Here is a 15645-nt window from a genome sequence, read left to right as displayed (position 1 = left end):
TTGGCATAAAATGGCAATGCAGCACGAGCCTCACCCCAATCGCGAATCGCCTCTAACCAAGCTCACACAACGCCCTAGGCATCGGATGAATCCTACACGTCTAATCGTCATCACGCTGGCACTCTGCGTCTTGGTAAACCAAGCGGATGCAGCCACGCTTCGACTTGGCGACATGTGCCGTTTGAAAGGGCAAGAGATCAACACGCTGCAAGGACTCGGCTTAGTCGTCGGACTGCGCGGCACAGGTGATAGTGATGCGGCACCGACCGCGCGTGCGCTTGCCCGCATGATGCAATTGATGGGCGGATCGATGGCGGTCGATACCCTCGGCCAACTCGATTTGAAAGATGTTGCCGACGCAAAGAACGTTGCCATGGTTTTTGTGACCGCGAAAATTCCGGCCGTGGGTTCGCAAAACGGCGACCAAATCGACATCACCGTCAACGCCATCAACGCGAAAAGTCTCGAAGGTGGTTACTTGATGCTAACGCCCCTGCTGGGACCGCGAGCGGATAACCCAACCGTGTATGCGATTGCTCAGGGCCGCGTCAAAGTTTCTGTCGACGGACCTGCGACGACAGGCACGGTTCAAGGCGGAGCCAAGATGGAAACCACCGTTGCGGCATCCTTTCAAAAAGATGGCATGATCACGTTGATTCTCGAACGCGACTTCGCCAGCTTTGATAATACCCAACGCATCGAAGATGAAGTCAATAGTTTGTCTGCACTGACGCTCGGTGACTCCGGTCGATCACGAGGCGGATCGCTCTCGGGTACCGATCGCCCACGCGCCCAAGCCATTGACCAATTGCACGTTCAAGTCCAGATACCAAAGCTCTATCAAGAAAACCCGATCAAGTTCATTTCGCTGTTGCTGAATCTACCGATCCAAATTGCCAGCCATTCATCGCGTGTCGTGATCAACGAACGCGAGGGGATTGTGGTGATTGGCAAGGACGTGGAAATCGCTCCCGTGCTGGTGACGCATCGCAACCTTCGTATCGAAGCGGGCGGCGCAGGCGGATTGGTCGGTGTCGGCGACCCGTCGGATCCTCGCGAAACCGCAAAGCTAAAAAACTTGGCCGATGCACTCAATGCATTAGACGTCCCCACATCCGACTTGATCGCAATCATCAAAACGCTGAAAGCCAAAGGCGACTTGTATGGCGAAGTCGTATTCCAGTAGACCGCTCCCTCCCTCAAAACGGTTACTCGCATGAACATTTCCTCCTCGTCCCCGTTCGGATCGGCTTCCTCGACACTGGATCAACACTCGGTATCCCAATCGCCCCAACAACCTGCAAACGAAACCCAGGAAGCGTTTACTGATTTTGTCGGCCAGACTCTGTTTGGTAGCATGCTCGATTCGATGCGCAAATCGGTCGGCAAACCCGCTTACATGCATGGGGGACGAACCGAGGAAGTTTTCCAGCAGCAAATGGACCAGTTGATTGTCGAGGATCTCACCGAGGCATCGGCCGGTGCCATTGCCGATCCGATGTTCCAATTATTCCAAATGAACCGCAGCTCGTAGAACCATGCAAATTCCAACTTGGCCCGCCCGCGTCGTTGAGTATCTCGACGACCTTGAGATCGCTGTCGATACGGTCCAGAAGATGATTGCCGACACGCGTCTGAAAACTAAAGTCGGTAGCGCCAACGAGGTCGGCGATTCCGCAGCGGAATTGCTCGGCGCCGTGACGCAGCTAGAAAGCATGGTGGAAAACCGCGAACGGTTGCTGAGCGATGAGCATGCGCCGCCGACGGGCACGACCCTAATCGAAAAACTCGATTCCCTTGACGAAGTCGAACTCGTCAATCGCAGCCGCGCGATCGCCGCGACGATCGCTTCGACTCACACCGCAGCGGTCTCGTTGTTCGTGTGCCAGTACCACTTGGCCAACTACTCTCAGGACGTCCTGCGATTACTGGCCGGTATCGACACGCCGAGCACTTACGATCGATCCAGCAAAGGCGAAAACAAACAGCGTGGCGGTGGCCGGCTGTTCAATGACGCCGCCTAGGATTCAATGACGCCGCCTAGGAGTGATTCGAAAATCACATCGTCGCTTCGGGTGAATCCCACGTCATCCTCATAGCCGATGGAATTGCATGATCCACCGCTTGAGGCGTTTACGTCGCGTCTCGGCGCTTCGCTTCGCCCTCGGCGGTGCCCTCCACCTAACTCCGAACACGCCCAATCGCATGCGGCCCAATCATGTGCCGGCTTGGTCGATGGTTTGATCCATCGTTTGGTCCGTCACGGGACCTGCATCCACGGGTGCTTTGGCTGCGACACCGCTGGGGCGTTTCTTGCCTCGATCATGTCGACTCCACCACTGGCCCCCATCTTCGGTGGTCCAATCGTGAGCCAACGGACATTTCTCAAGTAGTTTTGCCAAGTCGCGTGCCGTTTGAGGACGCTTGGCACGACGTTTTTCTAAACACGACAAAATCGCGTGCTCCAACTCAGGCGAGATAGCCCCAGAGACCAATTGCGAGGGCGAGACGGGGTCATCGTCCAAATGTTTGTGGCACAACTCTGCGATGGTCTCGGCTTGAAACACTGGACGGCCCGTGATCAAGAAGTAGCCGACCGCACCGACTGCGTAAAGATCGCTACAGGCGTCGACCGTGAGCGGCGACTGAATCGCTTCGGGCGACATGTAGAGCGGAGTTCCCGTCAAGCCATTTTGGGGATGCTTGTCGGTCGTATCGTTGATCGATTTGACCAACCCAAAATCAAGCACTTTGACCACATCGGGTACGCAGCCCCGTACGGCAATCATCGTATTGGCCGGTTTGATGTCGCGGTGTACCAACCCTTGCGAATGAGCTTCGTACAAGGAACCGCACATTTGCCGCAGGATATGAATCACGCGTGCTTCGGGCTGCGGTCCGTACTGGGTTACTAACGATTGCAGATCAATTCCCTCGATGAACTCCATCGCGTAGTAGAACAGTTCCTCGGGGGTGCGACCGTAATCGTAAATCGCAATCGTGTTGGGATGGTTCAGTTGGCAGGTGATTTGCACCTCGCGTTCGAAGCGTGCGAGTGTCTCCTCATTCATTTTTTCGATATCCAACATCTTGATCGCTGCGGGACGGCGGAGCATGGCATGGTGGCCACGGTAAACGACCCCCATGGCGCCCCGTCCGATTTGCTCCTCCAAGGTATATTGCCCGAGTTGTTGTGCTTTCAACGCAGCCTTTTGAGCATCGCGATGCAATCGGGATACCAACACCGTGAACGCAAAGATGGCAATCGAGCTAAGGATTAACATGCCGAACAGCGCCAAGAACGTTGTCCTCAAAATCACGAGCGGCCGATACGCCTGGGCAACACTGATCTCCGTGACGACGCCGATCTTGTACTCCGGCATCCAGCGCCAAGCCCCGACAACAGGAACGCCGCGAAAGTCGCGATAGCCCTCCACGTCGACTGCCGCGTTACCAGCAATCGCATCTGCGGTCATACGGGTCAGCGGCAGTTTCGAGCGACGCGTTTGCGGTCGATATCCGTCGAGCATATTGCCTCCAGGATCGCGAAGCGAGACGTTCAAAATCGAACGTGAGTTTTCGCGGTCAGGCAAAATCCCCAACAGCATCAACTCTTCATCGAAACGACTATTGGAAACCATCATGCCCTCTTCGTTGAAGGCGTACGTTTCTCCCGAGACACCCACCGTCCCTAATTGCAAGATTCCCGTGAACTCACGTTCGGGCCGAATCTGCAATGCCAACACTCCGACGACCTGGAACGATTCATCGCGCAGCGGGGCACAGGCATACATCGTCGGCTGGCCGACTCGCAATCGTCCCGTCTCATCGGGCAGCATCACAACGCTCGCAAAGGGAGGAGAGACGACCGTTTTTCCCTCGAGGCACTCGGCAAGAAACGAATGATACTCAGGGATATCATCCTGCCCTACCAAGGCGTGTTGCGATGCCGAGAGAATGCGATGAGAGCGATCGGCAACAAAGTAACCGATGTAATCGTGAGACGACATCGCGGGAGCTAAGTGCGTTTGCAACTCGTCGTCGAGCGACGTCGTTGCCGGTTCTGACGCAGCAGCCTCGGTTTGCTCGGCGATCATCTTGTAAACCACACTGCGCACGGGCAATGAATTTGCCAGCGTCTGGGCATTCGACTTCTGCACACGAAACCACTTCTCGAGCATCTCCGTTTCAATGCCCACGAACGATTTCAGCCCCGAACTTAAATTTCCTTTGATCGTGGTTTCGACCAAATTATTGGTGAAGTAGCCAACCAGACTTAAAACCAAGACCGCAACAATGGGCCAGACCCACAATTGTTTGCGCAAAAACGTGCGTGTCCGGATCACGCTGTTTGCCATGCTGCGTGACGCCCACGTCATGTGCGCCTTGGGATGGCCGCTGGCGGAAGTACGAATGGACGAGCGAAAAAAATTGAATCGGCTCATGCGAGAATTCGTGCGGGGTAAAGATGATAAAAAACGCCCCCAATGCGGATGGCGTTTGCGCGGTTAATCTCAGCGCGGGCATACGAGTTGGGGGAGCCATTGCTGCGCCCGGTCCGACAGGCGCGCGGTCCAATAGGCGGAACGGGCGTCTGTCCGATCAGGCGTCTGTCGGATCGGTTCGACGCGAGACCGACGACCGTTCACTCGCCACCTTCCACCGTGTCGCCCATCCAGTGTAATTGCCGACGTGATCCAAACTCCTGCGTATTCGCTTTACCTTTGTGAAAGATACACGCCTTTACCTGAGCGCGACGGCACCCCAAAACGCGATTCATTACCCCGAGCCGCTTAACAGGCAAAACCCTAACCACCGCACGGGTGGCTGAGTGTGGGGGTGCCGCAATGCTTGTTGTATTTTCGCTACTTGATCGCTTTTTCGCATCGCTGTGGTGAGATTTTGATCGACGTGCCAAGCGGTTGAGCAAACAAACTGACTCGTAGCTCTTCGATCATCCAACGCACTTCGATCGCTGATTGGTCGCGCGGATTTCGCTCGCTCTCGGGTAGCGTTGACATCCATCGCTGGCGAATACTCTCCACCGTTTCGGTCCCTTCGCGATCCCGAGGGGCCGAGCCGCTGGTCAGCTTCTCCAAACGGTACGCGATGGCGGTGAAATAGCGAGGATAATGCTTGAGCCAGGCCCAAGGTGTGGCCGCAAGAAATTGGTCGTGAATCAACCATTCCATCTGTGTACGGACATCCCGCATCGCTTGATCGAAACGATTTCCAGTCGTCGATTCGATTTGGCGTCGAGCGGAAAAGTAGGCGTCAGCCATCGCGGACAACCATACTGCGACCTCTTGAGTCGCTTCGGCGATCCGCCGTGCCCGTTCGCTGCGGCGTTGATCGAACGCCTCTTTGCTTCGAATGACGGGTTCGTTTTCGACAAACGCGATACGAGCCAACAAGTCGATCAATTGCGATTCCATCGACGCGGCGGAAACCACCCCGCTAAGCTTCACCTTGGCTTGCTCAAGCGAAGGCAGCCATCGCACCTGAGTCCGCAATTCTTTCTTTTCAGCCAAGGCAAACAATCGCGTCAAGCCTTGACGTGTGATCGCGTCGGCGGTTTGCAAGTCCGAGACCAAACGCGTGGCAACGCCGTCCCCCTTGTCAAAGAACGCCGGGTATTGTGCGACCTTCACCCCGCCTCGCGTCCGCACAACCTCTTTGGGTAGCAACTCAATATCGAACGTGACCATCGACTCGCGAGACCACGATTCATCGGAAAGATCCGCTTCGGCAGTCTCGGGCTGGTCCTTTGCCGAACCTAGTTTTTCCTTCAGCGGTTGAACTTCGCGTCCACTGGCGATTGTTTTGCCGTCATCGTCGACCACCGTAACGAGGAATTGCAGATAATCGTCGAGTTTCTCGGACTGAAAATCATCGGGGGTCACTGGCATTTCAGCGTGCCGCGAAAACGCGGCACATACCGATGGCATGAACGGCACTTGGCCATAATCCGCAGCCAATTCCTGGCTGACTTTTGCAGCAATGTCCGCTGCGGGCACAAGGTTTCGCCGGATTCGCTTGGGCAACGATTTGATCATCGCGACGAGCTTGGTTTGCAACAATCCGGGAACCAACCACCCCAATCGCTCGTCGCTGACTTGCGGCAACGCGGCTTGATGGATTTTCAATTGGATCCCGTCGGCTTCCGCCCCCGGTTCAAAGCGATACTCAAGCGGCAATCGCGAACTGCCAATTTGCAGTTCGTCGGGAAAAGCTTCCTTGGTGATCGCTTCGCTGGCGGCTTCGATTAAATCATCGGGCTGCATGTACGGCGTTGCGTTTTCATCAAGCTTAGGCGGCGATTGCAGCCAAGCCGACAAATCCGCGGCGTCGCGAAGCTGTTTGGTCCAAGCGGGGGCTTCGAGCGCGCGATCGAATTTCTCCAACCGGCCACGATCGCAAACGTCTTCGGGCAAGTGCGATTGATAGAAACGTTCCACCGCGTAGGGATCGACCACCAAATCACGTCGGCGTGTCTTGGCGGCCAACGACGCGATCGATTCTTGTAAGTTTTGGTTGAATCGCACGAAGCGTGCGGTCGTCTTCATTTGCTGCTCGACCAAGCCGTGTTCGATCAATAAATCGCGAGCGGTCGAAGCATCAATGGGCGGCAAGGGCACGCGGCGGTGAACCACCACGGGCATCCCAAACAACGAGATACGTTCATAACAAAAGGCACCACTTGACTTGGAACTCCAGTGCGGATCACTGTGCGATCGTTTGAGCAGATGGGCACCGATGGTTTCGATCCACTCAGGTTTGATTCGCGCCACCGTGCGTGCGTATTGCTTGGCGGTTTCAACAAGCTCGGCAGCCACAATCCACTTCGGCTTGCTTGCCGCCACACCACTTCCGGGCCACAAGTAAAGCCTCAATCCACCGGCCCCGGTGTACTCCCCCTTTTCTTTGACCGTCGCGACGCTCGACAACAATCCGGTCAACAAAGCTTGGTGCAACGCGTCGTCTAAGTTGGCGTCAAGCAATCGCTCGGGATCATCGGCAAAGCGAATCGCACCAATTTTCTTGCGGGCTCCTTTGCGTTCGCCCAGTGACGTCGCGACCATTTCTTTGAGTTGACGATAGACGTCGGACCACTCACGCATGCGATTGGGCGACAAAAATTGTTGACGCAGGACGCGTGTCAACTTATTGCGTGAATGTTTCTCACGAGCCTCTTCATAATGCCGCCACAACTTCAAATAGGACAGGAAATCACTATTGGGATCCTTGAACATCGCGTGCGCTTCATCGGCCGCTTGCTGTTTTTCTTGCGGGCGATCTCGGGGATCTTGGATTTCGAGCGCCGCCGCGATGGGCAAGATTTCAGGCAACACGCCGAACTCGTCCGCAGCCAGGATCATCCTTCCCACGCGAGGATCGACGGGCAATCGGCCTAGTTTTTGACCGATTTCGGTCAATTCATGTTTATCATCGATCGCCCGCAATTCCATCAACGTACGAATCCCTTCGCGGATCGATTCGGGACGCGGCGGATCGAGGAGCGGGAACTCTTCCAAGCGACCAAGTCGTAGCGTCTTGGTTTGCAAAATGACCGAAGCCAAATTGGTTCGCCGAATTTCGGGCGTCGTGAACGCGTCACGCGATTCATAATCATCGAGTGAGTACAAACGCACACAAATGCCGGGACCAATACGCCCACAACGACCGGCGCGTTGATTCGCACTCGCGCGGCTGACCGACTCGATCGGCAATCGTTGCAGTTTGCTGCGCGGACTGTAGCGGCTGATCCGAGCGGTCCCGGTATCGATCACCGAGTGAATTCCGGGAACCGTCAACGAGCTTTCCGCCACGTTGGTGGCGAAGATGATCCGACGCTTGCCGGCGTCGTGATGAAAGATCCGCTGCTGTTCTTTTTGTGGCAAGCGCGCATACAGCGGCAATAGATCCACTCGATTGGGCATCCCCAATCGCTTGTAGTGCCCGGCGACACGATGGGTGACTTCGCGGATATCGCGTTCGGTGGGCAAAAAGACCAACGTGTCACCGCCGCCGCCACCCCGCGACAACGACTCGATTCCAGCGATCACGTGGCGAGCTAAATCGTAGCCGCGATCTTCATCGTTGACGACGTCTTCCCAGGGCAGGTAGCGGAGTTCAACCGGATAGCCGCGGCCTTCGACGTTGACGATCGGAGCGGGGCCGGATTCATCAGCAAAGTGCTCGGCAAACCGCTCCGCATCGATCGTTGCCGAGGTAATGATGATTTTCAAATCGGGCCGTTTCGATTGCAACCGCCGCAGGTAGCCCAACAAAAAATCGATATTCAGCGATCGCTCGTGAGCTTCGTCGATGATGATCGCATCGTAAGCATCGAGGAAGCGATCGGATTGAGTTTCCGCCAACAGGATCCCGTCGGTCATCAGTTTGATCAACGTTTCGGGCCCCGTTTGATCCCCGAAGCGAACGTGGTAGCCCACGGTTTTGCCGAGCGTGGTCTCGAGTTCCTCGGCCAAGCGCGTCGCGATACTACGAGCCGCCAAACGACGCGGCTGGGTGTGTCCGATCATCGCCTCGCGACCGAGTCCGGCTTCGAGACAGATTTTGGGCAATTGGGTACTCTTGCCACTGCCCGTTTCACCACAAACGACAATGACTTGGCGATCGCGGATCAGTTGGATCAGCTCGTCGCGATGCGCCGAGATTGGCAGTTCATCGGAGTACTCGATCCGAGGCGTCGCAGCCTTGCGTGCATCACATTGTTTGACCGATTCGGCCAGACGTTTTGCGTACGCTTCGGGACTCAATCGCTTCTTGTCACGGCGCAAGCGAAATCGATCGATCCGCATCGCGGCATCAAGGCAGGGAGTCGCCGGGGTTGCCGGTTCCAGCGTCGGAGTCGGTTTTGCTCGCGTCCTCGTTTCCCGAGCGGTCGAGGGGGGTAGCGGTTCGGACGTCAGCTTCGGACTGCTTGGTTTTGCATTCATCAACACCATCTTACTGACAAACGGACAAAGCGAAATGTGGCAATCCGAACACGAGAAACCACGCGTGGGAGTGAGGACCAAACGAGGAATATGCGGTGGTATCGAGCTGCCAATTGCTCGTTTCCCTCGCCCTCGACCTGATCGTTCTCGACCTCGACTTGATCGTTTGGCATCCGCTATGGTTCAAACGCCGAAAAGAAACCGGGGGCATTTGAGCAACCGGTCCATTGTTTCTTGCCAGACCAAGGCGATTCTTGCCAGACAACGGCGTTTTGATTGCCGGAATGCTCGTTGCGGGGTATTCTGAAGGACCTTGACGACGCAATTGCGGCTGCACTTTAGCTCCGACATTCGTATTCCCGAAGGTTAATCCGCCGAGATGCCAACACCCCCTCCTAAAACACACACGCCCTCCAGTCAGCCGCCTCAGGCGCCGTCGCGTCGCGGATTTCTGAAGGGGGGCGGGATCATCTTGGCCGGGGGGGCGATCGCGGGCGCCGAACTCGGGGTCGCTCGAGCGGCTCACCCCTTCGGAAGCGATTCGATCAAGATCGGCTTGGTCGGATGTGGCAAACGGGGAACCGAAGCGGCGCTCGATGCCCTCCGCACCCACGGTGGCGAGGTGAAGTTGGTGGCGTTGGCCGACGTGTTTGAAAACAATCTCCAATCCGCCTATCGATCCCTCAAGGGAAAGCATCCATCCCAGGTCGATCTTCACGACCGTCGTTTCGTCGGCCTGGACGCCTACAAACAAGTGATGGCCAGTGACGTCGATGTGGTGATTTTGGCGACCCCCCCTGGCTTTCGCCCACTGCAGTTCGAGGCGGCCGTCCAGGCGGGCAAGCATGTCTTTATGGAAAAGCCGGTTGCGACGGATGCGGTCGGCGTTCGCCGCGTGCTGGCGGCCAACCAAATCGCGATCGAGCAAGGATTGTCCGTCGCCGTCGGTTTGCAACGACGTCACGAAGTTCGTTATCGTCAATGCATCGAGCGTATCCAGGACGGAGCGATTGGTGAGATCATGTTTGCACGGGCCTATTGGAATGGTGCCGGCGTGTGGGTACGACCGCGAACTCAAGATCAAACCGAACTGGAGTACCAACTGCGCAATTGGTATTACTTCAATTGGCTAAGCGGCGATCATATCGTGGAACAACACGTTCATAATTTGGACGTGATCAATTGGTTGATGAAATCGCATCCGATTGAAGCCCAAGGTCAAGGCGGCCGCGAAGTGAGGGACGGAATCGACCATGGCCAAATTTTCGATCACCATATGGTCGAATACACCTATGCCGGTGGCGCTCGAATGTTGAGCCAATGTCGACACATGCAAGGTTGCCGGACGAGTATCGGCGAGTTCGCTCATGGCACCCAAGGTTCGGCGGATCTCGCCAACGCGATATTGCGTGATTCGCGAGGCAACGTGATTTGGCAAAGTGATGCGGATCGGCGTGACACCAACGGCTATGCCCAAGAGCATACCGATTTGTTCACGGCACTCCGCCGCGGCGAAACGATCCACGAAGGCGAATATGGTGCCCACAGCACGATGACCGCAATCATGGGGCGGATGGCGACATATAGTGGCAAGGTCATCCGCTGGGACGATGCCATCGGTAGCGAGATCGAATTAGCCAATACTGCGGCGATGCATTCGCTCGCGGACGCCGCCCCCGTGATTCCGGACGCCCAAGGACGCTACCCGGTCCCAATCCCCGGCGGCAAAACAAAGATCGTCTAAACGCTTCGCTCTTTCCTCCACCCGCATCGGTTTGCTAATCCTGGTGGTTCTCGACTTCGACGGAGCCAGGATGTTGCGACGCTTACGCCAATTCCTTCTTTCGCCTGCCATCGCCCTGATTGGGACGTTGGCGACGTCTGGCTTGCTCGGGCAAGAGTTAATCCCCAGTTTCACGGACGCGCCTGAGTTCGGGATGTCGCCGCGAATCGAGTTGTACGATCCCGCATTCTTTGCCCTGCGTGAAACTCCCGTGGAGCGGTTCCGCAAGAGTTTTTATCAGGGCGCGGAATTGCTTGGAGGCCACTTGTTGGATACCGGGGATGCGGCTGGCGGATTGGACGTGACGTTTGAGGAAGCGCGGGCGGGGTTCGCGGTGCCGCTGGGCTCTCTCGAAAACATCCTCGTCCTGCGTCCCTACTTTCGTGCCGACCATTTCAATGGCCCCCATACGGTCGACGTCCCCGGCACGCTCTACAATACCGGGGTCACGTTTTTTAACCGCAAAGAGTGGTCGCCGCTGATTTCAACCACGTTGGTGGTGACCCCTTCGGTTCGCAGCGACTTTACGACGCGCGACAACGCGTTTCGGCTGTTTGGACTCGGCTTGATCCATTGGCAGTACCGATCGGATCTAAGTTTGTCCTTTGGCGCCGTCTATCTCGGCCGCGCCGACTTGCCACTCTTGCCCGCCTTGGGCGCGACGTGGACGCCCACGCCGCAATGGAAAGTCGATGCCATGTTGCCGCGTCCTCGAATCGCACGGCGGCTTTGGAAGGACGGCGGCAATGCCGAAACATGGGCCTATCTTGGCGGCACACTCGGCGGTAACACCTGGGCGGTCACGCGAGACAGTGGCGAAACGGACGAACTCACCCTCAGCGACCTACGGTTGTTTGGCGGATGGGAGTGGGTGCGGACTGGCAACCGAGGCCTCTATTTCGAAGCCGGTTACGCCTTCAATCGGACGATCGAATATGAACGTAACGATATCGAGATCGATCTCGATGACGCCCTGTTCCTCGAAGCCAGTTTGAAGTTTTAACCGGCGTTAAAAAACGCGTCGGAGAAGTCCGGTGCGGAAGCGTTGTTCCGACTTATCGGCAACCGCCCCGGTGGCATGCAAACGAAAGCCGCCTGGACAATCCAGTATTGAATTCCACTAGCGAAGGTCGTTGGACGGCGTTTTAGCAGCCTCGACGGCTTCGTTCGCGTCTGTCTCGTTCGCGTCTGTCTCGGTCGCGTCTGTCTCGGTCGCGTCTGTCTCGATCGAGACGCTGGGTTTGCTTGCCTCGACGGCATCCGTTTCGTGATCGTTCACGGCTGCAGTCGCAGCGTCATCGGCAACAGCTCCCTCGGCAACAGCGTCATCGGCAACAGCGTCGCCACCGTCATCAGCCTGTTCGGCGGCTTCTTCCGCAGCCCTTGCGGCTTTGCGAGCTTCGCGTCGAGCCATGTGTTCGGCCGCCATTTCTTCGATCGATTGCACATGATCAGGTTCGCTCTTCTCGAACTTCTTTTCGTAGAGCGACTGGATAAAGTCGGGGAGTGGGACTTTCCAAGGTTTGTGTTCGGTATTGGCGAGGCGGTCGAACCGTTTCGGGGACATCCCTAACTCGCGAGCCATTTGGATATGAGCGTGCGACAACCGGTACTTCTTGCGGACATCAATCCAGGGAAGAAACTTGTGTGGAATTCGAGTATTTTTCTTTTTCTTCTTGCTCATCGTCGGCTTTAGTCGCGTTGTCTGGTTTTCGTCTTGGCGTCAATTCGCCTGCAATCGATGCGGGCTTGGCTCGTTTCCAGGAACCGGCAGCGAAGGGGGCCCGCTACGAAACCGGGTAAAATGAAGGCGAATAGGGCTCCGATGGGTGTTCGCGAGCCAATTTCGAATTGTAGCAAGAAGTGCTCCGCAATCGACTTGGTTTGTGGAAGATTCGGGTAAAGAGCGTCGCATCGGCGATGACTGTAATGCCTGGCAAGCCATCCCGACGAATCGATTCTCATGACTCGCCGACCGCAGCCACTCCGCAGCGGGGGAAACAAAGACCGCACCTGCTTAGGGCAGGAGCTGAGGACGCCGGCCGTGCAAACCAAGCGGCGGCAAGCGTTCACCAGGTCCACGCGATGCACAGAACGTCAGGGAGACTCAGCCGGCAACGTCGTGCGCGCCGTGACCGTGGATCCAGCGAGGAACCATTGAACGCCAACGCCCACTTGGTTGTACGGCACCGAAATGGCGACGGTGACCGGTTGCATCTCCTTGGTGATTTCACCCTTCGTTGCGGGACTAAATTGGATCGAATGTCCGCTGATCCCTGCCTCGTTCAACGACAACTCGATCATCTTGCTTGCTTTCTGCTGCGTCGTGTCTCGGAGCGCATAGATTCGGCATCCGTTCATGGACGCTTCTTGGAGCGAATGTTGAACGGTGATCGCGCGAGCCATCTCGACGGAAACGAGGACCAACAAAAGCAGCGGCGGTAAGACAACCGCAAATTCGACCGCAGCGATGCCGCAAGACTTTTGTCTTGCGGTGGATTGCGTTCGTGAACCACGTGACACCGGACCGTGCCCCCCAATGGACGCTTGTAGTGACATTGACATCATAGGACTATTGCACCAACAGGGTTCGGTTGATTGTACCGGCAATATTGCGATACGCTTCCTTCAGCTTTGTGGTTAGATCGCTGCCGCTGCCCTCCACTCTAAACTGCTGACCACCCGCGGCATGGGCGATAGCGTTCATCAGCGAAACGTCGACGGAATCGCCCAGGCTAATCGTGTGAACTTCGATGCCGAGCTTCGCGGCATATTGGGCCATGGAGATCGCGTAATCATCTGGGGCGCTACTGGGTTCATTGGCGTAACCGTCGCTCATCAGCACCATCAACATTTTGACATCGTTGCCTTGGCTGTCGTGTTCTCGATGGTTGGCAGCGAGATAATGAGCCCCATCACGGATGGCGGCGCCAATCGGTGTTCCGCCTCCATACTTGCCGGCGATCAAGGTGGTGCTTGTCAATACATTGCTTGTCAATTCCTTGAAATCATCTGTCATGGGAGACTCGAGAACACCGATCCAGTCGCTCGAGGCTTGACTAGGGTCGGGGAATAAATCGGCGGGTGAAGCGGTATACAGCGTTCCCGTGTGCCCTTCTTTCTGTGGAGAGTATTTGCCGTTTTGCACGCCGTAGCACATGACGCCGATGCGGTCCTCTTTCCCCGCTTGCGCGATCGTATCGACAAAGCTGGGCGATGCTTGTTGCAGCGCTTCAATGCGACCATCGGAACTCATCGAACCGGAGAGATCGAGCACGATCATGATGTCCAAGGGAATTCCCGGTGCGGAGGCAATCGATTGACGCGGGATCGCGAAGGAGGATTGGCCAAAGATCCCTGCGAAAAAAAACGGTTCGTTGACTTGGACCGCATACACACGGATCGAGCTCGCCGATTTCGCCGACTTCGTAAACGTGCCCGTACTGGCGTCCCAATTTCCTGTTTCCAAGGCGAGCGTGCCGGGAGGCACATCGACCAGTAACCCCACTTGGTTTTTGGCAATGAACGATTCCGCCACTGCCTTGGCGCCTTTAATGTCGTTGGGATTGTTTTTGAGATGCAAACCTCCGGCGATTGCGCCAGCGTCAACCGCGGTTTGCAACTGGCTTCGCACCAATTGCATGCGACCGATATCGACGGCAAACGCCACCATGCCGATGATCACGACCATCATCGCTGCGAACAAGACGATCGTGCCACCACGACGTTGGCAAATGGGAGAGAAAGCGATTCGGGGCATCATCGACACCTGTAGGGTGAGAGTGAAAAACTTCAATCGCAACGCAAACCCAAAAGGACAGCGGAGCAAAGATTATTTAACGATTTCCGCTTCACGGGGTAAAACACATGATGCGGTGTAGCTCATCCCCGCTAGAAATCGAGGAACCGGCAACCAAGTCATGTCCGCAAAGTCCGCGGAGACTCGCACCGTTACCGGGTCCCATTGTGGGACGGTGTCGAGCGCAGCAGGAATGGTTTGCGTGGTAAAATGGAAGCTCCCCATCGCGCTTAACAATTGATGGATCTCGCTGTCGATATCCGCCGTCGTCGAGCCTTTTAGCACCGCGATGCGGCATCCCGAACGAGCCGCTTCCTCCAACGCTTGGACGGTCATCATTCCCCGGCCCAGCTCGATGGCGGCAAACAGGATCAGGAACATCGGGATGGCGACTAACGAAAACTCGACACTAACGGCTCCAACGCGATTGCAGGTTCGCGTCTTCGTGCGTCGTGGGGCCGAAGCGAACTCGCGTTGGGAAGAAACGGCAAACATGATACGGATAAGTTCACTCGGAATGGGTTGCGAAGCCAACCACGACGTCTCGGCCGGGTAGGCCGCAGCCGCGCAATCGACGACGTGTCTGTCAAAGGTGTAGCTCCCTGCCCCCCCGAAGGCGTCGATCTTTGGCAAACTTTAACGCGCTGCGCCATCGCGTCATGTCGAATGTACCGATTAAAACGAGCACGACAGGTGCAAGTACTTGTTTCCAAGTCATAGACTCCCGCTTCGCGCCGGTGCTTTGTGGAAGTCAGTGCATTCACGCAACGTCGGTACGCTCACACCACGATGCGGTGCACACATGATCGCCATCGTTGTTGCGTCTGATTCCGATTTCCAGCAGTCTCGGCTTGGGCTGGATATCAAGTACAATGGCGTTTTGCTTGCTCGATCCCCTCCCGGAATAAAACGAAACAATGGATAAAAAAGCGAAGAAGCGTCTCGATGTGATCAACAAGAAACTACAAACGCTGCGACCACGCTTGGCTGGTTCCCGCGAACAAACCGATGACCTGCAGGAGCTAAAGCAACTCGAAGATGAAGTCGCTGCGCTCGAAGCCGAGGCAAAGAAATTGAAGGAAGCGAAGTAACGCGTGGTG

12 protein-coding genes are annotated in these 15645 nt (G+C 56.3%); 6 read left to right on the top strand and 6 right to left on the bottom strand.

Going from position 1 to position 15645, the window contains the following annotated elements; translation table 11 throughout:
- Positions 1 to 85 precede the first annotated feature (85 nt).
- The 3 genes from Pla52o_RS08485 to Pla52o_RS08475 are packed head-to-tail and all read left to right on the top strand — an operon-like array spanning position 86 to position 2024.
- Complete coding sequence (locus Pla52o_RS08485; protein ID WP_146594196.1) at positions 86 to 1186, top strand: flagellar basal body P-ring protein FlgI; 1101 nt, start codon at positions 86 to 88, stop codon at positions 1184 to 1186.
- Between the two features lie 30 nt (positions 1187 to 1216).
- The gene (locus tag Pla52o_RS08480) at positions 1217 to 1534 is read left to right on the top strand and encodes a rod-binding protein (RefSeq protein ID WP_146594195.1); all 318 of its coding nucleotides are present in this window, start codon (positions 1217 to 1219) and stop codon (positions 1532 to 1534) included.
- Between the two features lie 4 nt (positions 1535 to 1538).
- On the top strand, positions 1539 to 2024 hold the full coding sequence (locus Pla52o_RS08475) for a hypothetical protein (RefSeq protein ID WP_146594194.1): 486 nt from the start codon (positions 1539 to 1541) through the stop codon (positions 2022 to 2024).
- A gap of 192 nt (positions 2025 to 2216) precedes the next feature.
- On the opposite strand, the gene Pla52o_RS08470 is transcribed toward Pla52o_RS08475, so the two are convergent.
- On the bottom strand, positions 2217 to 4445 hold the full coding sequence (locus tag Pla52o_RS08470) for a serine/threonine protein kinase (protein WP_146594193.1): 2229 nt from the start codon (positions 4443 to 4445) through the stop codon (positions 2217 to 2219).
- A gap of 420 nt (positions 4446 to 4865) precedes the next feature.
- Positions 4866 to 8963 carry an ATP-dependent RNA helicase HrpA gene (gene hrpA, locus Pla52o_RS08465; protein ID WP_231612195.1) on the bottom strand — a complete coding sequence of 1366 codons (4098 nt, stop codon included), beginning with the start codon at positions 8961 to 8963 and terminating at the stop codon, positions 4866 to 4868.
- A gap of 379 nt (positions 8964 to 9342) precedes the next feature.
- Between hrpA and Pla52o_RS08460 the strand changes: the two genes are divergently transcribed.
- Entirely contained in the window at positions 9343 to 10707 is a 1365-nt protein-coding gene (locus Pla52o_RS08460; protein WP_146594192.1) for a Gfo/Idh/MocA family protein, read from the top strand.
- Between the two features lie 70 nt (positions 10708 to 10777).
- Positions 10778 to 11749 carry a hypothetical protein gene (locus Pla52o_RS08455; protein WP_231612194.1) on the top strand — a complete coding sequence of 324 codons (972 nt, stop codon included), beginning with the start codon at positions 10778 to 10780 and terminating at the stop codon, positions 11747 to 11749.
- Between the two features lie 117 nt (positions 11750 to 11866).
- On the opposite strand, the gene Pla52o_RS08450 is transcribed toward Pla52o_RS08455, so the two are convergent.
- The 4 genes from Pla52o_RS08450 to Pla52o_RS08435 form a co-directional block, all read right to left on the bottom strand.
- Complete coding sequence (locus tag Pla52o_RS08450) at positions 11867 to 12430, bottom strand: hypothetical protein (protein WP_197169110.1); 564 nt, start codon at positions 12428 to 12430, stop codon at positions 11867 to 11869.
- A gap of 413 nt (positions 12431 to 12843) precedes the next feature.
- The gene (locus tag Pla52o_RS08445) at positions 12844 to 13314 is read right to left on the bottom strand and encodes a TadE/TadG family type IV pilus assembly protein (RefSeq protein WP_146594190.1); all 471 of its coding nucleotides are present in this window, start codon (positions 13312 to 13314) and stop codon (positions 12844 to 12846) included.
- A gap of 4 nt (positions 13315 to 13318) precedes the next feature.
- A complete protein-coding gene (locus Pla52o_RS08440; RefSeq protein ID WP_231612193.1) occupies positions 13319 to 14506 on the bottom strand; it encodes a pilus assembly protein TadG-related protein in 1188 nt (395 codons plus the stop codon).
- 72 nt (positions 14507 to 14578) lie between these two features.
- Positions 14579 to 15040: a TadE/TadG family type IV pilus assembly protein gene (locus tag Pla52o_RS08435; protein WP_146594188.1), complete on the bottom strand. Its 462-nt coding sequence runs from the start codon at positions 15038 to 15040 to the stop codon at positions 14579 to 14581.
- A gap of 422 nt (positions 15041 to 15462) precedes the next feature.
- On the opposite strand from Pla52o_RS08435, the gene Pla52o_RS26790 reads away from it, so the two are divergent.
- On the top strand, positions 15463 to 15636 hold the full coding sequence (locus tag Pla52o_RS26790) for a hypothetical protein (protein WP_197169109.1): 174 nt from the start codon (positions 15463 to 15465) through the stop codon (positions 15634 to 15636).
- Positions 15637 to 15645: the final 9 nt, after the last annotated feature.

This window comes from Novipirellula galeiformis (assembly GCF_007860095.1).
In the GTDB taxonomy this organism is placed as follows: domain Bacteria; phylum Planctomycetota; class Planctomycetia; order Pirellulales; family Pirellulaceae; genus Novipirellula; species Novipirellula galeiformis.
The sequence above is the reverse complement of the archived record's forward strand: the minus strand, read 5'-3'. Positions and strand labels throughout refer to the sequence as shown.